General features: G+C 69.4%; 19 protein-coding genes. 9 read left to right on the plus strand and 10 right to left on the minus strand.

The features are described 5' to 3' along the window. Window positions 1-12: 12 nt before the first annotated feature. A complete protein-coding gene (dtd, locus tag PI246_RS11350) occupies window positions 13-453 on the minus strand; it encodes a D-aminoacyl-tRNA deacylase (RefSeq protein ID WP_320551407.1) in 441 nt (146 codons plus the stop codon). Between the two features lie 242 nt (window positions 454-695). On the opposite strand from dtd, the gene PI246_RS11355 reads away from it, so the two are divergent. Next, entirely contained in the window at window positions 696-1,595 is a 900-nt protein-coding gene (locus PI246_RS11355) for an LpxL/LpxP family acyltransferase (protein WP_320551408.1), read from the plus strand. Here the strand turns inward: PI246_RS11355 and PI246_RS11360 are convergent. The 4 genes from PI246_RS11360 to PI246_RS11375 form a co-directional block, all read right to left on the minus strand. Then, window positions 1,579-1,902 carry a tetratricopeptide repeat protein gene (locus PI246_RS11360; RefSeq protein ID WP_320551409.1) on the minus strand — a complete coding sequence of 108 codons (324 nt, stop codon included), beginning with the start codon at window positions 1,900-1,902 and terminating at the stop codon, window positions 1,579-1,581. The two genes, PI246_RS11355 and PI246_RS11360, sit on opposite strands and share 17 nt — an antisense overlap. Then, entirely contained in the window at window positions 1,899-3,842 is a 1,944-nt protein-coding gene (locus PI246_RS11365) for an ArnT family glycosyltransferase (RefSeq protein ID WP_320551410.1), read from the minus strand. Before PI246_RS11365 ends, PI246_RS11360 begins: the two co-directional genes overlap by 4 nt. A 109-nt stretch (window positions 3,843-3,951) precedes the next feature. Beyond that, window positions 3,952-4,983, minus strand: a complete 1,032-nt coding sequence (locus PI246_RS11370; RefSeq protein ID WP_320551411.1) for a CDP-glycerol glycerophosphotransferase family protein — start codon at window positions 4,981-4,983, stop codon at window positions 3,952-3,954. Then, window positions 4,980-5,813 (minus strand): glycosyltransferase family 2 protein, encoded by an 834-nt coding sequence (locus PI246_RS11375; RefSeq protein ID WP_320551412.1) that lies wholly within the window; start codon window positions 5,811-5,813, stop codon window positions 4,980-4,982. Before PI246_RS11375 ends, PI246_RS11370 begins: the two co-directional genes overlap by 4 nt. A 45-nt stretch (window positions 5,814-5,858) precedes the next feature. Here PI246_RS11375 and PI246_RS11380 point away from each other — a divergent pair, with 45 nt between their 5' ends. Beyond that, the gene (locus PI246_RS11380) at window positions 5,859-6,704 is read left to right on the plus strand and encodes a glycosyltransferase family 2 protein (protein WP_320551413.1); all 846 of its coding nucleotides are present in this window, start codon (window positions 5,859-5,861) and stop codon (window positions 6,702-6,704) included. Window positions 6,705-6,708: 4 nt separating this feature from the next. On the opposite strand, the gene PI246_RS11385 is transcribed toward PI246_RS11380, so the two are convergent. The 5 genes from PI246_RS11385 to def all read right to left on the minus strand — a co-directional run bounded on the left by PI246_RS11385 (window position 6,709) and on the right by def (window position 11,931). After that, window positions 6,709-7,752, minus strand: a complete 1,044-nt coding sequence (locus PI246_RS11385) for a glycosyltransferase (RefSeq protein WP_320551414.1) — start codon at window positions 7,750-7,752, stop codon at window positions 6,709-6,711. Then, window positions 7,752-9,032: an O-antigen ligase family protein gene (locus PI246_RS11390; RefSeq protein WP_320551415.1), complete on the minus strand. Its 1,281-nt coding sequence runs from the start codon at window positions 9,030-9,032 to the stop codon at window positions 7,752-7,754. Before PI246_RS11390 ends, PI246_RS11385 begins: the two co-directional genes overlap by 1 nt. Window positions 9,033-9,173: 141 nt before the next feature. Then, window positions 9,174-10,484, minus strand: a complete 1,311-nt coding sequence (rsmB, locus tag PI246_RS11395; protein ID WP_320551416.1) for a 16S rRNA (cytosine(967)-C(5))-methyltransferase RsmB — start codon at window positions 10,482-10,484, stop codon at window positions 9,174-9,176. Then, a complete protein-coding gene (gene fmt / locus PI246_RS11400) occupies window positions 10,481-11,425 on the minus strand; it encodes a methionyl-tRNA formyltransferase (protein WP_320551417.1) in 945 nt (314 codons plus the stop codon). The genes rsmB and fmt overlap by 4 nt, the downstream gene beginning before the upstream one ends. 2 nt (window positions 11,426-11,427) lie before the next feature. Beyond that, the gene (gene def / locus PI246_RS11405; protein WP_320551418.1) at window positions 11,428-11,931 is read right to left on the minus strand and encodes a peptide deformylase; all 504 of its coding nucleotides are present in this window, start codon (window positions 11,929-11,931) and stop codon (window positions 11,428-11,430) included. A gap of 206 nt (window positions 11,932-12,137) precedes the next feature. Here def and PI246_RS11410 point away from each other — a divergent pair, with 206 nt between their 5' ends. The 7 genes from PI246_RS11410 to PI246_RS11440 all read left to right on the plus strand — a co-directional run bounded on the left by PI246_RS11410 (window position 12,138) and on the right by PI246_RS11440 (window position 22,407). Next, window positions 12,138-13,295: a LysM peptidoglycan-binding domain-containing protein gene (locus PI246_RS11410; RefSeq protein WP_320551419.1), complete on the plus strand. Its 1,158-nt coding sequence runs from the start codon at window positions 12,138-12,140 to the stop codon at window positions 13,293-13,295. Window positions 13,296-13,418: 123 nt separating this feature from the next. After that, window positions 13,419-14,552: a DNA-processing protein DprA gene (gene dprA / locus PI246_RS11415; RefSeq protein WP_320551420.1), complete on the plus strand. Its 1,134-nt coding sequence runs from the start codon at window positions 13,419-13,421 to the stop codon at window positions 14,550-14,552. Between the two features lie 98 nt (window positions 14,553-14,650). Beyond that, window positions 14,651-17,164 (plus strand): DNA topoisomerase I, encoded by a 2,514-nt coding sequence (locus PI246_RS11420; protein ID WP_320551421.1) that lies wholly within the window; start codon window positions 14,651-14,653, stop codon window positions 17,162-17,164. A 1-nt stretch (window position 17,165) separates the two neighbouring features. Continuing rightward, window positions 17,166-17,735: an L-threonylcarbamoyladenylate synthase gene (locus PI246_RS11425; protein ID WP_320551422.1), complete on the plus strand. Its 570-nt coding sequence runs from the start codon at window positions 17,166-17,168 to the stop codon at window positions 17,733-17,735. A 16-nt stretch (window positions 17,736-17,751) separates the two neighbouring features. Next, window positions 17,752-19,116: an AMP-binding protein gene (locus PI246_RS11430; RefSeq protein ID WP_320551423.1), complete on the plus strand. Its 1,365-nt coding sequence runs from the start codon at window positions 17,752-17,754 to the stop codon at window positions 19,114-19,116. A gap of 76 nt (window positions 19,117-19,192) precedes the next feature. Then, window positions 19,193-20,476, plus strand: a complete 1,284-nt coding sequence (gene purD / locus PI246_RS11435; RefSeq protein WP_320551424.1) for a phosphoribosylamine--glycine ligase — start codon at window positions 19,193-19,195, stop codon at window positions 20,474-20,476. Between the two features lie 56 nt (window positions 20,477-20,532). Continuing rightward, complete coding sequence (locus PI246_RS11440) at window positions 20,533-22,407, plus strand: MFS transporter (RefSeq protein ID WP_320551425.1); 1,875 nt, start codon at window positions 20,533-20,535, stop codon at window positions 22,405-22,407. The last annotated feature ends 6 nt before the right edge of the window (window positions 22,408-22,413 follow it).

Here is a 22,413-nt window from a genome sequence, read left to right on the forward strand (position 1 = left end):
CGGTCGCGCGCTTCAACGCACCTCCAGGCGGAAGGTGACCGGGCCGTCGTTGATCAGGTGCACCTTCATATGGGCACCGAAGCGGCCGGTTTCCACCCCTGGGTGCGCTTCACGGGCCAGCGCCACCAGGTGGTCGAACCAGCGGCGGGCGTCGTCGGGCGCGGCGGCCGTGGTGAAGCTCGGCCGCATGCCCTTGCGCGTATCGGCGGCGAGGGTGAACTGGCTGACCAGCAGCAGTCCGCCGCCGGTGTCGGCCAGCCCGAGGTTCATCCGGCCCTCGGCATCGGAAAACACGCGATAGCCCAGCAGGCGCTCCCGCATGCGCCGGCACTGCGTATCGCCGTCGCCCGGCTCGACGGCCACGAGGGCGAGCAGGCCGGCGCCAATGGCGCCCACGGTGACGTCGTCGACCTCGACGCGTGCGGACTCGACTCGTTGGATCAGGGCGATCATGGGGTGGGTAGCGGCGGGCGGGGGGATAGCTTAAGGGGTGGGGATGGGGGATGGGGGATGGGGGATGGGAAGTGGGGGCGTGCGAGCCGGCGGGCGGGAGAGGGCGTGGGTAGCGCTGCGCTGGCGCTGGAGTCGGGTGGGTGGTGTGGCGGCCCCACCCGCGCCCTCTGCCGCCCGCCGGCCCCCACGCCCCCACTTCCCACCCCCCCACCCCCCATACCCACTCCACTAAACTCCCCCCCATGCGCCCCGACATCTACCTCCTCTACCTCCTCCTGCGCCTCGTCAGCCTGTTTCCCCTGCGAACCGTGCATGCCGTCGGCGCCTGGATCGGTCGCCGGGCCGTGCGTAATCGCTCGCGCAGCGCGCGATACACGGCCGTCAACCTGCGCTTGACCCGGCCGGACCTGGATGACGCGGCCCGCGCGGCGCTGCTTCGCGAGACGATGGAGGCGTCGGGCCAGTCGGTGACCGAGGTGGCGGCGATCTGGGGCGGCGGCGCGGAGACATCCCTGGGGCTGGTGCGCGAGGTGATCGGTGGCGAGCTGTTCGAGGCGGCGCTGGCGTCGGGCAAGGGCGTGATCATCGCTGCGCCGCACCTGGGCTGTTGGGAGCTGCTCAACTACTGGCTGTGCAGCAAGACGCCGATGGCGATCCTCTACCGGCCGCCCCGGATCCAGGCGATCGAGGCCCTGTTGCGCAAGGTCCGCGGCAAGCTTGCGCCCGAGCAGGTGCGGGCCGAGGGCGCGGGCGTGCGCACGCTGTTCAAGCGTTTGGGTGCGGGCGGCACCGTGGGCATCCTGCCCGACCAGAAGCCGCGCGAAGGCGAGGGCGAGTTCGCGCCGTTTTTCGGCGTCGACGCGCTGACGATGGTGTTGTTGCCGCGACTGGCCGCACGCACCGGCGCGACCGTGCTTTTCAGCTTCGCGGAGCGTCTGCCGCAGGGCGCGGGCTATCGCATCCACGTGCTGCCGGCGCCGGAGGGCATCGACAGCGCCGATCTGAAGGTGGCGTGCACCGCGCTCAATCGGGGCGTGGAGCAGTGCGTGGAGCGGGCCTTCCCGCAATACCAGTGGCACTACAAGCGCTACACGGCCTACGACCGCGCAGACCCCTACAAGACGATCAACCCTTTCGCGTGAGCCGGTTGAGGAACACGGTCATTTCTTTCGCCGCCTGCATGTCGCCACGGGCGTTGGCCGTGGCGATGCCCTGGCGCCAAGCCTCGGCCGCGCCGGTGTCGTCATCGCGCGCGAGCAGCGATTTGCCCAGCAGTTTCCACGCGGCGGAATAGTTCGGATCGAAGCCGATCGCCTCGCGAAACGCGGTCGCCGCGCCCTCGTAGTCACCGTCGCCGAGCAGCGCGTTGCCGATCGAAAAGCGAAGCAGCGCGCCGTCGCGGGGGCCGCCGATCTGCGTGCGCAGGCGCTCGACGAGCGGATCGCTCATCGCAGGCCCGTCCGTCCGCGCCAGTACTCTTGCGGAAACAGCAGGGTGGGTTGGGCCGGCTCGTCCGGCACGCGACCGGACTTGAGCGCATCGAGGGTGGGTGCGTCCCAGATCATCAGCCAGCCGGTGCGCGAGGGCTGGATGAGCCGCGCGAAGCGGAACGCTTCGGCCGGCGGATGCCGCTCGTAAGACACGATCAACCCGTTGGGATGATGCGTGGCGAAGTCGTGCAGCGAATCGCCGTCGTGGATGGCGTCGTCGTCATCGTCGTCCGGCGCGGCGGTCATGCCAGGGAGCATGTTGATCCGCGCGATGGGGTGCATCAGCCGGCCGGCGAAGTGGTATTGGCCGTTGTACTCGGTGCCGAGGTTGCCGATCGGCTGGCCCGCGGCATCGGCCTGGCCCAGGAAGGCCGAGGCGGGCGCGAGGTCGTAGCGGTACCACAGGCCCATGGTGAACAGGGCATTGAGCGCCACCGTGCCGACCAGGCCGGCGAACGCCAGGCGACGCATCTCGCCGCGGCCACGCAGGAGCAGCAGCGCGCCGAGCACCACGAACACCACCGCGAAGAAGCGCGCGTAAGGTGCCATGCCGGTGAGCCAGATGTTGTCGGGGAATCGCGTGGGCACCACCGACGGCATCGCGAACAAGGCAACGGCGAGCAGGAACGCGCCGACCGACAGTGGCCACGTGCCGAGCGCGTAGTGCGTGGCGAGGGTCTTATGGCGTTCGCGAAGGTCGGCCACGCAGGCGGCGACCAGCAGGATGACGCCAGCCAGTTCCGGCAGCAGGTAGTAGAGCTGCTTGCCGCCGATCAGCGAGAAGGTCAGCAGCGCCGGCAGCAGCCATGCCACGAGGAAGCGCAGGCCAGTCTCGAGCGGCTGGCGCATCAGCGCCACGAACAGTGGCACGAACACCAGCACCGCGAGCACCTTGCCGACCCAGGCCGGGGTCGAGGCGACGGTGGCGGAGAGCAGCAGCACCACCAGGGCCACCGCGGCGACCCCGACCGCGGCACCGGTGCCAGGGCGCCACGGCTTGCGCAACAGCGCGGTCGGCAGCGCCACGATGCCGCGCAGCCAGCCGCTGAGCGGAAAGACGATCACCGGCAGGTAGAGCAGGTAGAACCAGGCCGGACGGGCATGATTCTGCAGGCCCTGCGTGTGCTTGGACACGACGCGGCCGGCGGTCTGGGTAAAGAACAGACGCTGCCGGTAGGCCTCGCCGCCCGCCTCGCCCGCAGGGATCGCCCATGCCAGCAGGATCGCGAAGCCGCCCAGCAGCGCGAGCAGGCCAAAGCCGTACCAGCGGGCCTTGTTCTGGCGTGCCCAGTCGTTCCACAGGGGGCCGAACAGCAGCGGGAACAGCACATGCACGACCATCACCGGGCCCTTGGTGAGCAGGCCGGCGCCGACGACGAGCGCGAACAGCCACCAGCGCGGCTGCGACCGGGTGGCGCTGGGCACGAGGCAGAGCAGGGCGGCCAGCACCCAGACCACGAGGAGCACCTCGTACATGATCTGCAGGCCGAACAGGAACGAGTACGACAACGCCATCAGCAGCCAGGGCGTGGCCTTGGCCACCCAGGGCCGCGCCGGAAATAGGCGGCTGGCAAGCACCGAGGCGAGCACGAGCTGGACGCCGCCGAAGATCACCTCCAGCACGCGCGGCCACACGTCGTTCACCCCGAACGCGGCCCATCCCGCGTGGATCATCCAGAAAAGCAGGGGCACCTTCTCGCTGTAGGGCTCGCCGTTGATATACGGCACCAGCCAATGCCCATGCGCCCACATTTCCCATGCGACGGCGAGCGTGCGCGTGGAGAACATCGGCATGGGGCCGTGCGAAAAGATGGCGAGCAGGGCCATGACCGTCCACAGGGGCAGCCAGGGCCACAGGGCACGAAGGTGTTCCGAGCGGGTATAGGCGCTGATGGACAAGGGCGTCGTCACCGTTGAAGGACCATGGATTCTAAACGCAGCACGCCAACAGAGGCTGACCCCCCATTCGTACGCCGTGCCAGGTGGCGGCGACGTCGAGGCCTGGTCGTCAGGCCGGACCCCAGTACCCGATGCGGCGGCGGATCTTCAGCTTGCGCCAGAAGTTCAGCGGCTTGCGACGCGGGTTGCGGGCCCCCTCGGCGATGAAGGCGTCGATCGCGTCGAGCACCCGCTCGCTCGAGCGGCCGTCGCGGTAAGGATGAATGGCGTTGGCGTAATCGTCGATCGCCTGCATGAGCTCCGGCGGGCGCGACAGGGCGCGCTGGATCGCCGGCTCGAACTGCGCCGGATCGTCGATGTCGATCAACTGGGGCCCCGGGCGACGGTTCTTGAACGTGACCACCGGCTTGCCGGTGAGCAGGAACTCGTTGAGGGCCGAGGAGGTGTCCGAGCACATCATGTCGGCGTCGCCGAACAGTTCGAGGATGTTGTCGTTCTCGGCAAAGCGAAGGTAATCGTTCTGCAATGCCTTGAATTTCGCGGTGGTTTCGGGGTTCATCTTCGGGTGGAAGGTGACCACGAAGCGGTAGCGCCCATCGCGGGAAAGCGCCTTCACCTGGTCGTAGAGGATTTCGGCCGCACTCCACGAGGGCGAGAACGTGGAGTGGTAGAGGATCACCGGCGGGCGCTGCACCGGGGGCACGGGACGCCGGCCGATCTCGCCCATGTAGGGATCGAGCTTGGGCCAGCCGGTTTCCTTGACCGCGAAATGGCCGAGCTTCGCCGCGATCTCGCCGAAGGCCCGGCTATCGCGCGGGCCGGTGGTGCAGTAGAGGTCGAAGAAGCCGCGGATGTAGATATGCCGGGGCTTGCCCGCGTCGAAGCCGTGGAAGGTTTCCACCTTTACGCCGGGGAAAAAGTGTGGCACCGCGTTGCTGGAGGTGACCACCGCGATGGGGTTGTAGCGGCGCACGTCCTCGGTGGTGCGCAACCAGGTCTCGCCCTCCACGAGATCGTCGCCGCCGGGGCCGTCGAAGAACCAGGCCGCCTCGTGGCCGCGCGCGCGGATGGCGTTCTGCAGCGGGCGCAGGATGGCCAGAGCGTAGCGTTCGGAGCCGTAAAGGAGGTAGTGCTTCTTCATGTCGTGGTGTCCGAGCCGCGGTCGAGGCCGTGGCGGTGCAGGGCGGTGGACGCGGAGTCGCGCGAGGCCGGGTTGTGCCGCATCTCGTAGTAGCGCATGCGCTTGTAGACGGCGTAGCTGGCCGCGGTCTGCGCGATGATGAAACCGCGCCAGCCGTCGAGGAACGCGAGGCGGAAGAGGTAATCCTTGATGAACGCGAGCAGGAAGACGAACGGCGTCTGCCACATCCGGGTCGACTTGCCCTTGTCGTACCAGTCCCGGCACTTCAATTCGGAGTAGCGCAGCACCTTGAGTTGCTTTTCGACCAGGCTGGGGTTGTTCACGTGATCGAAGGCGCCACGCAGCGTGCGCGACGGTCCGTCGAAGCGGAGCGATTCGTGCACGCGGGCATCCGTCCAGCGGGCGCGGTCGCGATGCCACAGTCGGGCCATCTTCTCGCCCATCGCCGGGCGGTACCAGCGCATGGGCCGGCCCATATAGATGGTGCGCCGACGCAGGTACACTGCCGCGTCGGCGCTGGCCTGGATCGCCGGCAGGGCGGTCTCCAGTTCGGCGGCGAGTTCCGGCGAGAGGAATTCATCGGCATCCAGCGCCAGCAGCCACGGATGGCTGGCCTGGGTGGTGGCGAAGTTGCGCTGCGGGCCGAAGCCGAGCCAGTCCTGGTGTACCACCCGGGCGCCATGGGCCCGGGCGATGGCCACCGTGTCGTCGGTGCTGCCGCTGTCCACCACCACCTTTTCGGCCGCGAACGGCACGCTGTCGAGGCAGCGGGCGATCGTGTGCGCCTCGTTATAGGTGATGACGACAAGGGTCAGGGGCAGGTTCGGCATCGCGAAAGTCTACCCGATCGCCGTAACCCGTTATGCTTCCCGGCCATGCGCATCACCGTCGCCATCCTCACCTACAACTGGCCCACCGCCCTGGAGCGCGTGCTCGAGGCGCTGGCCCGGCAGACCCGGCTGCCCGACGAAGTCATCGTCACCGACGACGGCTCACGGCCCGATACCCGCGCCGTGATCGAGCGGGTGGCCGCCACGTTTCCGACGCGCCTGGTGCATGTGTGGCAGCCCGACGACGGCGCGCGCATGAGTCGCGCCCGCAACCGCGCCATCGCCGCCGCCACGGGCGATTACATCATCCTGCTCGACGGCGACATGGTCGCCGAACCGCACTTCGTGGCCGACCACGAGGCCTTCGCCATGAAAGGCTGCTACGTGCAGGGCTCGCGGGTGCTCAGCGACGAGGCCCTGACCGCCCGCATGTTGGCCGACGGTAGCGTCCGCGCCACGTTCTTCACCCCGGGCATCGAACGTCGCCGCCATACCTTGCGCCTGCCGTGGCTGGCGCGCCTCTACGCGACGCCGGTCCGCAAGACGCGCGGCATCAAGAGCTGCAACATGGGGTTCTGGCGCGACGACCTCATCGCCATCAATGGTTTCAACGAGACGATGACCGGCTGGGGCCGCGAAGACACCGAACTCGTCCACCGCGCCTACCACTACGGATTGCAGCGTCGCGAGATGCGCTTCAGCGGCCTGGCCACGCACCTCTACCACCGCACGCGCAAGAACGTGGTCGACAACCCGAACGACCGCATCCTCGACGACACGCGGCAGCGCGGGCTCGTGCGCTGCGAACGGGGGCTGGACCAGCACCTGGCCGAGTTTGTCGCGGCGCCGCCGGACGTGCGGTCACCGACGGAGCGTGCCGCGTCGCCCTGACGCCCTAGCGCGGGTGCCTGCCGGTATCGCCGGCGACGACGCGCCGTCCATCGGCCAGCAGCGCATCCAGCGAGGCGCCGATCCGCGCGGGGAAGGCCATCTGGTTGGCGAGGTACCACGAGCGCGCGTGGTGGCCGAGCGTGGCGCGTTCGCCCTCGTCCATGGCGATGGCGCGCTCGACGGCGCGTTCGAGCGCCGTCTCGTCGACGTGCCACGTACGCGCGAGGTTGTGCGGCTCGCCTTCGCGCGCGGCGACGAGAATGCCACGCGTGTCGTCTATCATCTGGTTCATCGGCGCGCCGTCGCAGGTCATCACCACGGCGCCGCAACTCATGGCCTCGACGAGATAGTGCCCCCAGCCTTCGGTCTGCGACAGGCACAGGTGGAACGGGCTGGCGTTCTGCAGGTGGCGGACCTCGGCGTCGGACAACCGCTCGCGCACGATGCGCAGGTTGGCGGCGCCGCCGTCGTCTTCGCCCGGCGCGCCGGCGCGAAGCACGGTGAGCAGCGGCCACTCCGGGTGCCGCTTCCACACCGCCACGAGCGTCGCCGTGCCCTTGAGCTGGCTGGAGCCGGCGGCATGCAGGAAGGTGCGCGGCTGGCGCGCCACCGACGGATCGTAACGGTCGGGACTGCGAAACCCGACTTCGATGGCGCGTAATCCACGCGCCTCGAAGAGGCGCGTCGCTTCGTGCGTTTTCGTCAGCAGGGCGTCGTAGCGCGTCAGGTAGCGCAGGCTTCGACCGGACACCCACTCCGGATTGGGCATCAACAGGTCGATGCGGGCGAGCCCGAACGCGGCCGGGCGCACGTGTTCGAGCGACAGGTTGATATCGAAGCGGGCGGGTTTCCGGCCCAGGGTCAGCCAGGAGGCGAGCCGCATGCGCACACGCATGCCGCGTAGCCGCCAGGCGCCGTCGTAGCGGCGCGATCCCAGGCGCGACACGGTGACCTCGTGGCCCCGTTCGCGCAGGGCGCCCTCGACCACGGCGATGTCGTGCGACAGCCCGCGCTGGTTGTCCCAGGCGAGCAGGTGGACGCGCGCCATTAGCGGGCGGCCTCCGCCCTCGCGCCGATCGCCACGCGCACGGGCCGTGCCGTGGCCAGCATGAAGCCGAGGGCGAGGTAGAAGTAGAACGAGTGCGGCATCGCCCGGTAAAACACGTTGTCGGTGATCGCCGATAGCACGTACATCACCACGAGGGCGAGACCGGCGGTGGCGAGCGTGGCCGTCCATTCGTCCGGATGGTCCAGGCGGCGGATGAAGTGCATCGCCGGCAGCGCGAACACGAGCAGCGTGATGAGCAGCAGCGGCACGCCGCCGGTGGCGGCGGCCTCGAGGTATTCGTTGTGGGGATGATCGTAGCGGGCGATGATCGGGCTGGCCTCGCCGCGCGCCACCAGCTCGCGGGTGAAATGGCCGAACTGGTCGATGCCCACGCCGTCGATCGGGTGCTCGGCGAAGGCCTTGCCCGCCACTTCCCACATGGCCAGGCGTTCGCGCACGGGGCCGGCGGTGTTGTCCTTGCTGAACGTGCTGACCTCTTCGCCCACTTCGCCGAAGCGGTGCAGCACTTCATGGTGAAGCGCGGTGGTGGCGGTAATGACGCCGGCCACGAGCAGGCCCACGCATAGCGCGGCGCCATGCCAGCGGCCGGTGCGGCGCACGTGCACGATGACCACCACGAGCAGGGCGGGGATGAACGCCAGCATCGGGCCGCGGCTCTGGGTGAGGATCGCCCCGTAGGCGCCCACCACGATCGCCAGCGCGTGCAGCGCGCGCTCGCCGCGCGGCACGCCCGGCTGGATCAGCCGGATGATCGAGAAGAGCACCATGCACAGCGTGACCATGGTGAACTCGATGGCGCTCCAGTCACCGCCATTGGTGCCGTACGCACGCTCAACCCCGAGGAGGTGGTGCTGCACGATGCACGAACCGCCGAGCACGAGGGTGGTCAGGGCGAATACCGTCCAGATCCAGCGCCAATCGAGCGGCGCGGTGAACACCGCGGCGGTGCCCAGGAACACCAGCGTCTGCGCGGGCAGATCCAGTTCGCCCCAGCCCAGCTTGTGCCAGGCGATGCTGAAGACCGCGTAGGCGAAACGCAGCAGGCCCACCACGACGATCGCGCGCACTAGGCGGTAGCGCAGCCGGGTGTCGGGGGAGCGCGCCATCATGACCATGCCCACCACGAGCATCGCGAGCATCGGCAGCGCCTTGCCCTTCCAGGGGACGGACACGGCGAGGGGGACGATCGCCACGAGCGCGCTGAGCAGAACGGTACGCCAGGTGTACCTAGGATCGGCGGCCGTTACGGCTGCGGTCATGCGAGTTTTCCATCAACGCCCGTCGGGAACGCCGTAGCCATGCAGACGCAGGCGACGGTACGGTGCCACCGGGAATCGGCGGACAGCCGGGATGGTACAACAGCCCCGCGGCAAGCCGGGCCGGGTGTCCCTTCGGTTCGTTCAGCGTTGGGCCGCTTTGCTCAGCAAGGCGTAATACATGCCGTCGAGGTCGCCGTCGCCGGGCAGCATCTGCCAGCCGACCGACGTGCGGCGCCCGGCCGGCAGGGTCAGAGGCAGCGCCTCGGCGTCGGCCTGCCGGTCAAGGAACGCGGCGACCACGCCGTCGTTTTCGCGGCGCAGGATCGAGCAGGTGACGTAAAGCAAGCGTCCGCCGGGCGCCAGGGTTGGCCAGCAGGCGGCCAGGATGCGCGACTGCTGGGCGACGAGGGCGTCGATGTCGGCCTCGCGGCGATGCAGGCGTACGTCGGGACGCCGCCGGATCACACCGGTGGCCGAGCAGGGTGCATCAATCATCACCCGATCGAAGGGCGTGCCGTCCCACCAGGCCGAGGGCTCGCCCGCGTCGCCGACCACCACCTCGGCGTGCAGGCCGAGGCGATCGAGGTTCTGCCGGATGCGCGGTGCGCGGCGCGGCTCCGCTTCCACCGCGAGCAGGCGCAGGTCGGCGCGCTCCAGCGCGTGACAGGCCTTGCCTCCCGGTGCGGCGCAGGCGTCGAGCAGGCGCTGGCCGTCGGCGAGGTCGAGCAGGTCGGCCGGCACCTGCGCGGCCCCGTCCTGCACGGCGAAGTGACCCTCGGCGAAGCCGGTCAGGCGGGTCACGTCGGTGCTATGGGGAAGCACCAGGCCGTCGGCCAGCCAGGGATGCGGCGTCACCTCCCCGCCAGCATCGCGCAGGGCCGACGCGACCGCCTCGGGCGTGGCACGGCGGCGGTTCACGCGAAGCATCAGGGGCGGCTCGCGGTTGGCCGCGGCGAGCACGTCGCCGGCGGCCTCGGGCCAGTCGTGTTCGATGGCGCGGACCAGCCATGCCGGATGCGCATGACGGGTGGCCGGTTCGGCGTCCAGCGCCGCGAGAAGGCTCTCGCGTTCGCGCAGCCACCGGCGCAGCACCGCGTTGGCCAGACCGGCCAGGCGCGGGCGGCGCAGTTCCCGCACGGCATCGACCGTGGCGGCGACGGCGGCGTAGGAGGCCAGTTCGAGCACCTCCAGCTGCACCAGCGCGGTCACCAGGAGGGCGTGGACGACCGGCTCCTGGCGACGGATCGGTTTGTCGAGAAGGCGGTCGAGCGCCGCGTCGAAGCGTGGCCACCAACGCGCGCCTTCGTTGAGCAACGCGGTCAGCAGGGCGCGGTCGCGCGAGTCGGCGAGGCGGGGCAGCACCCGGTCGGCGACGTCGCGCAGCGAGTGGCCCGACAGCGCGACATCGGCCAGGGCCTGTGCCGCCAGGGCGCGCACCGACGGCCGGCTCACGGGCTGGACCGCCGCAGCTCCGGCCGGGCGTTGAGGTAGTCGGCGATGCCGATGCGGCGGCCGCCGTCGCGTTGCACCGCGAGCAGACGCAGCGCGCCCTCGGCGCAGGCCACGTCCACGCCGTCGCGCGAGGCGGCGATCACCGCGCCGGGCGTTGCGTCGGCCGGCCGCTCGACGGCACGCGCGGACCAGATGCGCAAACGTTCGCCCGCGACCTCCGCCTCGGCCACGGGCCATGGGTCGAACGCCCGTACCTTGCGCTCGAGTTCGATCGCCGGCAGGGAGAAATCAAGGTGCGCCTCGGCCTTGTCGAGCTTATGCGCGTAGGCCACGCCGTCGCCCGCCTGCGGCCGGGCCACCAGGGTTTCGCCCGCCAGCGTGCGGCGCAGGCCCTCGGCGAGCGCTTCGGCCCCGAGCGCCGCCAGGCGGTCGTGCAGGCTGCCGCCGGTGTCGTCGGCCGTGATCGGGGTGCGGCGTTCGATCAGCACGGGGCCGGTGTCGAGGCCGGCTTCCATCTGCATGAGGTCGACGCCGCTTTCGGCGTCGCCCGCGAGGATGGCGCGCTGGATCGGCGCCGCGCCGCGCCAGCGCGGCAGCAGCGAGGCGTGGACGTTCCAGCAGCCCAGGCGGGGAATGGCCAGCACCTTGCGCGGCAGGATGAGCCCGTAGGCCACCACCACCATCAGGTCGGGTGCGTACGCCGCGAGCGTGGCGCGATCGGCGTCGGCCTTGAACGACACGGGCTGCTCGACCGGCAAGCCCGCGGCCAGGGCAGCGTCCTTCACCGGGCTGGCGGCGAGCTTGCGGCCGCGGCCCGCGGGCCGGTCGGGCTGCGTGTAAACGGCCACCACCTCGACACCGGCAGCGCGGCAGGCGGCGAGGCAGGGCACGGCGAAATCGGGTGTTCCGGCGAACACCAAGCGCAGGGAGGCGCCCGCCATGCCTACGCGCTGGCCTTGCGCTGTTTTTCCATACGCTTCAGCAGCATGCCGCGCTTGAGTGGCGACAGGTAGTCGACGAACACCTTGCCGGCGAGGTGGTCCATCTCGTGCTGGATGCACACCGCGAGCGGACCCTCGGCTTCGACCACGATGGGATTGCCGTCGACGTCGTTCGCCCGGACCTTCACCTTCAGCGCGCGGGTCACGTCGGCGTAGATGCCCGGAAACGACAGACAGCCTTCCTGGTAGACCTGCTGGCCGTCCTTTTCGATGATCTCGGCGTTGATCAGCGCCAGCGGCTCGTTGCGGTCTTCGCTCATGTCCGCGACCAGCACGCGCTTGTGCACGTTGACCTGCGTGGCGGCCAGGCCGACGCCGTTGGCGGCGTACATGGTTTCGTACATGTCGGCCACGAACTGCTTGAGTTCGGCGTCGAACACGGTGACCGGCGCGGCGACGGTGCGCAGGCGCGGATCGGGAAATTCGAGGATGGGGAGGGTGGACACGGTGTCACCTTGATTCGTTGCGTGGGCCGCAGGCGGCGCCGTCCCGGTGAAGTGCGGGCAAGTCGGCGAAATCCAAGCGAACGGACCCTGTAGGATGGCGCCCTATTCTACGCTTGCCCCGGCGGGGCGGCGAGCGTCGGTCGCCTTGTACGGATGAACGATTCAGTTACACTCGCCACAGCGCAGGGGAAGGGGGAAATCCCATCATGATCAAGAAGTTCGTCATGCTGCTGGGCGGCATGTTCTTCACCGTGGCCGTCTACGCCGCGGCGAGCCAGTTGCGGCCCGACCATCCGGACACCTACACCGTCCGCAAGGGCGACACCCTGTGGGCGATTTCGGCGCGGTTCCTGGCCAAGCCGTGGCTGTGGCCCGAGATCTGGCAGGCCAATCCCCAGGTGCGCAATCCCCACCTCATCTACCCCGGTGACGTGCTCAACCTCTCGCTGGACGGCACCGGTACGCCGCGCATCGGCCTGGAACCGCGCGTGCGCGCCGAAGGCGAGCCGGTCACGGCGATTCCGCTGGGCGAGCTGCGCACCTTCCTGAAGGAAATGCGCGTCATGGACGCCGATGCGGTGGAGCAGTCGCCCTACGTGGTGGGCTTCGAGGAAAGCCGCCTGCGAGCCACGCCCGGCACCAAGGTCTACGCGCGAGACCTCGACACCGCGCAGCCCGGCCAGCGCTGGGCGATCGTGCGACCGACCCATCGCTTCCGCGATCACCAGGGGTTTCACGGCAGCGTGGATCGGCTGACCCGCCCTGGCCAGGGCTCTTTCGTGGCCGACGGCCTCGACGACGACGTGACGATGAACCCGTCGCCCTGGCGCGAAGACACCACGCACGATACCCATGATGGCAAGGGCCTGGATCGTGGCGTCGAAGTCACCGTGATCGGCACGGCCGAGGTGCTGGCCACCAACGGCGACGTGTCCAGCCTGGTGCTGGTCGACTCTACCCGCGAGGTACGCAAGGGCGATCGCCTGATGCCGGTGGACGACAAGCCCTACGACCCCTACTACTACCCGCATGCGCCGAAGACGGTACCGGCCGATGCGCGCGTCATCGCCTTCACCGACGCCATGAACAGCGTCGGGGCCCACCAGGTCGTGGCGATTTCGGCGGGCAGCAAGGACGGTGTCGACAACGGCACCACCTTCACCGTGATGGCGCAGGGCGACCGTATCGCCGACGACGTTTCCGGCAATTCGTTGATCCGTGACCTGGGCCGGAAGGTGCAGTTGCCGGACGAATACGCGGGCCACGTGATGGTGTTCCGCACCTTCGACCGGATGAGCTATGCGCTGGTGATGGATTCGCTGCGGCCGTTCCACCGCGGCGATCGTCTCGTCGCGCCCGAGTAAGCCTGTCGGGGTATTCCGTTGGGGCGTCGACATCGGCCGGCGCCTGTCGATGTCCGGGCCCCTCCTTGCCCCGCGCCCCGCGCCGCTTCCCGGTCCGTCGGCCTGCGCGTCTACACTGGGCGGATGACCGATGCCAACGACCTCCGTGACTGGCTGCTCCTGCTGCGCACGCCCGGCCTGGGCGCCCGGCGGCTGCGCGAAGGCCTCGCCGTGCGCGGTGGCGCCCGGGGCCTGTTGGCCTGGCTGGGCCGGCACCCGGCGTCGCTGACCGCCGACGGCCGGGCCTGGCTCGACCATCCCGACGAGGCCTCCCTCGCGGGGGATCTGGCCTGGCTGGCCGCCGCCGATCACCGCCTGCTCCGCTGCACCGACGAGGATTTCCCGCCCCAGCTCGAGGCGATGCCCGACCCGCCCGCGGCGCTGTTCGTGAAGGGCGACGCCGCTCTCCTGCTGCGACCGCAGGTCGCCATCGTCGGCGCCCGCCAGGCCCAGGCGCCGGGGCTGGCCAACGCCGCCCGCTTCGCCGCCGCCCTCGCGTCCGGCGGGCTGCTGGTCACCAGCGGCCTCGCCGACGGGGTGGACGGCGCGGCACATGCGGCGGCCCTGGACGCCGGGGAGCCGACCGTGGCCGTCATCGGCACCGGTCCGGACCGCGTCTATCCGCGCAAGCACCACGCCCTGGCCCAGCGTATCGCCGAATCGGGCGCCATCGTCAGCGAATACCCGCCCGGCACGCATGCCCTGGCCTATCACTTCCCCCAGCGCAACCGGATCATCGCGGGTCTGTCGCTGGGCGTCCTGGTGATCGAGGCCGGGGTGAAGTCCGGTTCGCTGATCACGGCCCGCCAGGCGGGCGAGCAGGGGCGCGAGGTGTTCGCGCTGCCGGGGTCCATCCACAACCCCCTGGCCGAGGGTTGCCATGCCCTGATCGGCGATGGCGCCCGCCTGGTCCAGCGGCCGGAGGAGATCCTCGCCGCGCTGGCGCCGGCCGCCATGGAACTGGGGGCGGAGCTGCGCGCCCGCCTGGAGCGGGCTCCCGCGCGGCCGCCCAGCCGTCGCGGGCAGGGCGTGGACTGGCGCCTGGACGACGAATATCGCCGCCTGCTCGACGCCATGGGTTACGATCCCGCTCCCCTGGACGCCCTGGTGGGCGCCACCGGGCTCTCCCCCGGAGCCCTGTCGTCGATGCTCCTCATGCTGGAGCTCGAGGGCGAGGTCGCACCGCTGCCCGGAAACCGCTACCAGCGGGTGGTTTAGGGCTCGCCGCTTGACAGCCATCACGGCGGTGTGTTTCCAACTAAATATATACATAACGCCGGTCCCCCCGACCCGCGGTCTTCGGAATCGATCAACGCATGGCAAAGAACCTCCTCATCGTCGAGTCGCCGGCCAAGGCCAAGACGATCAACAAGTACCTGGGCGCCGATTTCCAGGTGCTGGCTTCGTACGGTCACGTGCGTGACCTGCGGCCCAAGGAGGGCGCGGTCGATCCGGAACACGGCTTCGCCATGGCCTATGAGGTCATCGACCGCAACGAGAAGCACGTCGACGCGATCGCCAAGGCGGCCAGCAAGGCCAGCAGCATCTACCTGGCGACCGACTTGGATCGCGAAGGCGAGGCGATCTCCTGGCACATCAGCGAGATCCTCAAGGAGCGCGGCCTGCTCGACGGCAAGGATGTCCAACGCGTGGTCTTCAGCGAAATCACGCCCAAGGCCATCAAGGAGGCCGTGGCCAACCCGCGCAAGCTGTCGCACGACCTGGTCGACGCCCAGCAGGCCCGTCGCGCCCTCGATTACCTGGTGGGCTTCAACCTTTCGCCGGTGCTGTGGCGCAAGGTGCAGCGGGGCCTCTCCGCCGGTCGCGTCCAGTCGCCGGCGTTGCGCATGATCGTCGAGCGCGAACTGGAGATCGAAGCCTTCAAGGCGCGCGAATACTGGACCGTCCAGGCCAGCCTGGCGCACCCGGAATGCGCCTTCGAGGCGCGCCTGGTCAAATTGCACGGCAAGAAGTTCGAGCAGTTCGACCTCACCAACGAGCGCGATGCCCTCGCCGCCCGCGATGCCCTCACCCGGGCCGCCGGCGGGCGTTTCACCGTGGGCGAAGTCACCAGCCGCGAGCGCAAGCGCCGCCCGGCACCGCCGTTCACCACCTCCACCCTGCAGCAGGAGGCGGCCCGCAAGCTCGGCTTCTCCACGAGCCGCACCATGCGCGTGGCGCAGGGCCTCTACGAAGGCGTGTCGCTGGGCAGCGAGGGCAATGTCGGCCTGATCACCTACATGCGTACCGACTCGGTCGCGCTCTCGGACGACGCCGTGGCCGAACTGCGTGACCTCATCGGCCGCGATTACGGTCGCAAGGCGCTGCCGGACGGCCCGCAGGTCTACAAGTCCAAGTCGAAGAACGCGCAGGAGGCCCATGAGGCCGTGCGCCCGACCTCGGCGATGCGTGTGCCGCGCAGCGTGGCGTCGTTCCTCAACGACGACCAGCGCAAGCTCTACGAGCTCATCTGGAAGCGCACCGTGGCGTGCCAGATGATCCACGCCACGCTCAACACCGTGTCGGTGGAATTCCCGGTCGAGGATTCGGCCTTCCGCGCCAGCGGTACCACCGTGGTCGACCCCGGCTTCCTCGCCGTCTACGAAGAAGGCCGCGACCAGAAAAACGACGACGACGACGAACAGCGTCGCCTGCCTCGCCTGGCCCAGGGCGACGTGGTGCCGGTCTCGGCCATCGAAGCCGACCAGCATTTCACCGAGCCGCCGCCGCGCTTCTCCGAAGCGAGCCTGGTGAAGACGCTCGAGGAATACGGCATCGGGCGTCCGTCCACCTACGCCAGCATCATCCAGGTGCTCATCAGCCGCGAGTACGTGCTGCTCGAAAATCGCCGTTTCCGTCCGACCGACGTCGGTCGCGCGGTGAGCCAGTTCCTTTCCGGCCACTTCACGCAATACGTCGATTACGACTTCACCGCGCGCCTGGAAGACGAACTGGACGCGGTCAGCCGCGGCGAAGAGCAATGGGTGCCGTTGCTCGAGCGCTTCTGGCAGCCGTTCAAGACGCTGGTCGACGACAAGACCGAAACCGTCGACCGCAGCGAGGCCACGGGCGCGCGCGAACTCGGCGACGACCCGAAGACCGGCAAGCCGGTGTCGGTGCGCCTGGGGCGCTACGGTGCCTATGCGCAGATCGGCAGCAAGGACGACGACGACAAGCCCACCTACGCGAGCCTGCGTCCCGGCCAGAGCATGCACACCATCACGCTCGAAGAGGCGATGGAGCTGTTCAAGCTGCCGCGTCACCTCGGCCAGTCCGACGCCGGCGAGGACGTGACCGTCGGTGTCGGCCGCTTCGGCCCGTTCGTGAAGCAGGGCAGCACCTATGCCTCGCTCAAGGCCGAAGACGATCCCTACACGATCGAACTGCCGCGGGCGTTACAGCTCGTGCAGGAAAAACTCGAAGCCATCGCCAACCGCATCATCCTCGACTTCGGCAACGGCGTGCAGGTGCTCAACGGCCGCTACGGCCCGTACATCACCGACGGCGAGAAGAACGCGCGCATCCCGAAGGATCGCGAGCCCAAGACGCTGACCGACGCCGAATGCGCCGAACTGCTCGCCGCCGCGCCGGTGAAGAAGCCTCGCGGTGGCAAAGCCGCCAAGAAGACCGCCACGAAGAAGGCCTCGGCGAAGAAAGCCGTCGCCAAGGATGCGGCCGTGACGAAGACGGCCGCGAAGAAGACCGTGGCCAAGAAGACCGCGGCCAAGAAGGCGGCCGCCAAGAAAACGGCGAAGAAAGCCACGGCCAAGAAAGCCGCGGCGAAGAAGGTCGCCACCAAGAAAGCCGCGACCGCCAAGCGCGCCGACTGACATGCGCCGCTTCGACGATCACACCCTCGAGGCGGCCGCCGCGCTCCTGCGCCAGGGCGGTGTGTTGGCCTATCCGACCGAAGCGGTCTACGGGCTCGGTTGCGATCCGCACGACCGCGACGCCTTCGAGCGTCTGTTCGCGCTCAAGGGGCGCCCCGCCACGCAGGGCGTGCTGCTGATCGCCGCCGCGTTTTCCCAGGTCGAGCCGTACATCGATCTCGCCGCCGTCCCCGCCGACGTACTGGCGCAGGTGCGCGCCTCCTGGCCGGGCCCGAACACCTGGGTGTTTCCGCGTAGCGCGAAGGTACCCGACTGGGTTGCCGGTGCCCATGCCGGCATCGCCCTGCGCGTGACCGCCCATGCGCCGGCGGCGGCGCTCTGCCGGGCCTACGGCGCGCCGCTGGTATCCACCAGCGCCAACCCCCACGGGCACCCGCCGGCGCGCGACGTCGCCACGCTGGAGCGCTACTTCGGCGACCGTCTCGACGCCGCCCTGGATGCGCCCCTGGGCGGCCTGGACCGGCCCACGGTGATTCGCGACGCGCTCTCAGGCACTATCATCCGCGCCTGAGAGGGGGAATCACGCTTTGTCCATCGTTCAAGAGATCCTGGAGCGTCCGGTCGTTCCGTCATTGCCGCTGCTCGTGGGCTCGCCGTCGCGGGCGGTCGCCTGGCGTGCCGGCGAACCGGTGCCGGCGGGCGAGTTTCTCGCCCACGTGCGACTCGTCGCCGAGGCGCTGCCGGACGCCGTCGGTGCGGTGAACCTGTGCGAAGACCGCTACGCCTTCCTCGTCGCCTTCGCCGCGCTGGCGATCCGTGGCCAGTTCAACCTGCTGCCCCCGTCGCGCGCGCCGCATGCGGTCGACGAGGTGATGGCGCATCATCCGGGCGCCTACGCCATCGGCGACCTGGCGCTGGATCCGGCGCCCGCGGGCTACCTGCGCATGCCTCCCCTCGAGCGCGTGGCGCCGGCCTACGGCGACATGCCGCTGTTGTCCGCCGACACCGTGGTCGCCATCGGCTACACCTCCGGCTCCACCGGCAAGCCCAAGCCCAACGTGAAGACCTGGGGCTCGTTCGTGGCCAGCAACGCGGGCAATGCGCGCATGCTGTGTGCTGAGGTGGGACCGGTCTTCCACACCGTCGCCACCGTACCGCCCCAGCACATGTACGGCATGGAGATGTCCGTGATGTTGCCGCTGCAGTCCGACGTGGGCATCCACGCCGGCCGGCCGTTCTTCCCCGCCGACGTCGCCACTGCGCTCGCCGAGTTGCCCGAGCCGCGGGTGCTGGTCACCACCCCGGTGCACCTGCGTGCGCTGGTCGAGTCCGGCATCACCTTGCCGCCGCTCGCCGCCTTCGTCTCGGCCACGGCGCCGATGCCGGTCGAACTCGCCTCGGCCGCGCAAGCCCGGTTTGGCGCTCCGTTGTGCGAGGTGTTCGGATCGACCGAAACCTGCGTGTTCGCCAGCCGGCGCACGGCCACGGAAGACGCGTGGACGCTCTACGAGGGCACCGTGCTGCATCCGCAGCCCGACGGCACCCTGGTGGAGGCGCCGCAGCTGTCCGAGCCGGTGGTGCTGGCCGACATCGTCACCCTCCACGACGACGGCCGGCGTTTCCGGCTCTGCGGCCGCAATACCGACCTGCTCGAAATCGCCGGCAAGCGCGCCTCGCTGGGCGACCTCAACCGGCGCCTGATGGCGATCGACGGCGTGCGCGACGGGGTGCTGTTCCAGCTCGATGACGCCGACGCGTCCGGCGTGCGTCGCATCGCCGGCCTCGTGGTGGCTCCGGGGCTGACCGAGCAGCAGGTGCTCGTGGCGCTGCGTGCCGCGATGGACCCGGTCTTCCTGCCCCGGCCGCTGCGCATGGTGGCGGCGCTGCCGCGCAACGAGACCGGCAAGCTGCCCCGTGCCGAACTGATGGCGCTGATCCGCCCGGCCCTCTGAGACCGGCTCGCCCGTCGGCGGCGCGTGCCGTCGGCGGCGGGTAGAATGCGCGATTCCCCGATCCTGGAGTCACGGCATGAAAGTCCTCGTCATCGGCAGCGGCGGTCGCGAACACGCGCTGGCCTGGAAGCTCGCGCAGTCCCCGCGCGTGGACGAGGTGATCGTGGCGCCGGGCAACGCCGGCACCGCGCATGAGCCGAGGCTGCGCAACGAGGCGGTGGCCGTGACCGACATCGACGGGCTCGTGGCGCTGGCGCGGCGCGAGGCGGTCGGCCTCACCGTGGTCGGTCCCGAAGTGCCCCTGGTGGCCGGCGTCGTCGACCGCTTCACCGCCGAAGGGCTGCGTTGCTTCGGTCCCCGCGCGGCGGCGGCCCAACTGGAAGGCAGCAAGGCCTTCGCGAAGGATTTCCTCGCCCGCCATGGCATTCCCACCGCGCACTACGCGGTGTTTACCGATCTTGAGCCTGCGCTGGCCCACGTGCGCGCGAAGGGCGCACCCATCGTGATCAAGGCCGACGGACTCGCCGCAGGCAAGGGCGTCGTCGTGGCGATGACACTCGACGAGGCCGAAGCGGCCCTCACCGACATGCTAGGCGGCAAGGCGTTCGGTGACGCCTCGTCGCGAGTGGTGGTCGAGGAATTCCTCGATGGCGAAGAAGCCAGCTTCATCGTCATCGCCGACGGCACGCGCGCATTGCCGATGGCCACGAGCCAGGATCACAAGCGCCGCGACGATGGCGACCTGGGGCCGAATACCGGCGGCATGGGCGCCTATTCGCCGGCGCCGGTGGTCACCGAGGCGGTTTCCGCGCGGGTGATGCGCGAGATCATCGAGCCCACCCTCGCGGGCATGGCGAAGGACGGCGCGCCCTTCACCGGCTTCCTCTATGCGGGGCTGATGATCGATCGCGACGGCACGCCGAAGGTGATCGAATTCAACGTGCGTTTCGGCGATCCGGAAACCCAGCCGATCATGCTGCGCCTGCGCTCTGACCTGGTCGACCTCGTCGAGGCGGCGCTCGACGGCGACGTGGGCCGCGTGCAGGCGGCGTGGGACGATCGACCCGCGCTTGGCGTGGTGATCGCCGCCGGCGGCTACCCGGGCAAGGTGCGTGGCGGCGACGTCATCACGGGTGCCGATGCCGATACCGGTGCCGACGTGAAAGTATTCCACGCCGGCACCGCCAGCGATGCGCAGGGCCGGCCCGTCACGGCCGGCGGTCGCGTGCTGACGATCTGCGCCCTGGGCGACGATCTCGTGCAGGCGCGTGCGAAGGCCTACGCAGCGGCCGAACGCATCCATTTCGCCGACGCGTTCTATCGGCGCGACATCGCCCACCGCGCGCTGTCGCGCGGCTGAGGTGCCCCCTGTCGTTTCGGCTAAACTCGGCCGAAACGACAGGAACGACCCACGGCATGTCCCAGTTCTCGCTGCTCGGCACGCGTCGCTTCGCACCCTTTTTCTGGACACAGGCGCTGGGCGCCTTCAACGACAACGCGTTCCGCAACGCGATGGTCATGCTGGTCGCGTTTCAGCTGGGCCTACCCGATGCGCAGATCTCGCTCTACACCAATCTCGCGCCGGCCTTGTTCATCCTGCCGTATTTTCTCTTCTCGGCTACGGCGGGCCAGCTCGCGGAGAAATTTGAGAAAACACGCATCATCCGCGTCGTGAAGCTGTTCGAAATCGCCGCGATGGCGATCGCTGCGGTCGGTTTTCTCACGCACCACGTATCGCTGCTGCTCGTGGTGCTGTTCCTGATGGGTGTGCATTCGACGGTGTTCGGCCCGATCAAGTATTCGATCCTGCCGCAGGCGCTGGATCGCCGCGAACTGGTCGGTGGCAACGCACTGGTGGAGACGGGGACGCAGCTGGCGATGCTCGTCGGCATGATCCTCGGCAACTCGTTGATGCTGATCGCCGGCTACGGCACCCTGGCCGCGTCGATCGCCACGATCGTCATCGCCGTGGCGGGCTACCTCGCCTCGCGCGCGATACCGGTGGCGCCTGCCACCGCACCGCAACTGACGTTCAACGCCAACCCGTTCAGCGAAACCTGGCGGGTACTGAAACTCACGCAGGCCGATCGCGCGGTGTGGAATGCCGTGCTCGGCATCTCGTGGTTCTGGTTCTTCGGCACGGTGATGATTGCGCAGTTGCCGAACTACACGCGTCACGTGCTCGGTGGCGACGGCTCGGTCAATACGCTGGCGCTCACGTTGTTTTCGTTGGGCACGGGCATCGGCTCGCTGCTCTGCGAGCGTCTTTCGAATCGGCGCGTGGAAATCGGGCTGGTGCCGATGGGCGCGTTCGGCCTGACGGTGTTCGCCGTCGATCTGTTTTTCGCGCGTCCGTCGGTCGCCTCCGGCGCGACGCTCGACTGGTGGGGCTTTCTCACCGCACCAGGCGCGTGGCGCGTGGCGCTCGACCTGGGCATGATCGGCGCCTTCGCCGGCTTCTACGTGGTGCCGCTGTTCGCCTTCGTGCAGAGCCGCACGCCCCGCGACCGCCTGTCGCGGGTGATCGCGGGCAACAACATCGTCAACGCGTTGTTGATCTGCGCCGCGTCGGGCTTCGGCATCGGCCTGACGGCGCTCGGCCTCGCGACGCCGACCATCTTTCTCGTCACCGGCCTGATCAACATCGCCGTCGCGGTGTACATCTTCACGCTGGTGCCCGAGTTTCCGATGCGCTTCATCACCTGGGTGCTGGTCAACACGCTCTACCGGGTGCGCGTGGACGGTCTGAAGCAGGTCCCCGAGGAGGGCGCCGCCCTGGTGGTGTGCAACCACGTGAGCTTCATGGATCCGTTGATCCTGATGGCTTCGGTGCGCCGGCCGATGCGCTTCGTGATGTACTACAAGATCTTCAACATTCCCGTCCTGAAGTTCGTGTTCCGCACGGCGAAAGCCATCCCGATCGCAGGCCGCAACGAAGACCCCGCGCTGATGGATGCCGCGTTCGATCGCATCGACGAAGCGCTGGCCGCTGGCGACGTCGTATGTATCTTCCCGGAGGGCGGGCTCACGCGTGACGGCGGCATCGCGCCGTTCCGACCGGGCGTCGAACGCATCCTCGCGCGACGTCCCGTGCCGGTCGTGCCGCTGGCGCTGCGCGGCATGTGGGGCAGCATCTTCAGTCGTCGCGACAGCGCCCTGCATCGCGCGCGCCTGCCACGGCGCTTCTGGTCGCGCATCGAGTTGGTGGGTGGCGAGCCCGTGCCGGCTACCGAGGCCAGCGCGGCCGCGCTTCAGGCGCGGGTCGAGGCGCTGCGCGGCGACATGCCCTGAGCCAGG

Source organism: Luteibacter sahnii (assembly GCF_034063545.1).
GTDB classification, from domain to species: Bacteria; Pseudomonadota; Gammaproteobacteria; order Xanthomonadales; family Rhodanobacteraceae; genus Luteibacter; species Luteibacter sahnii.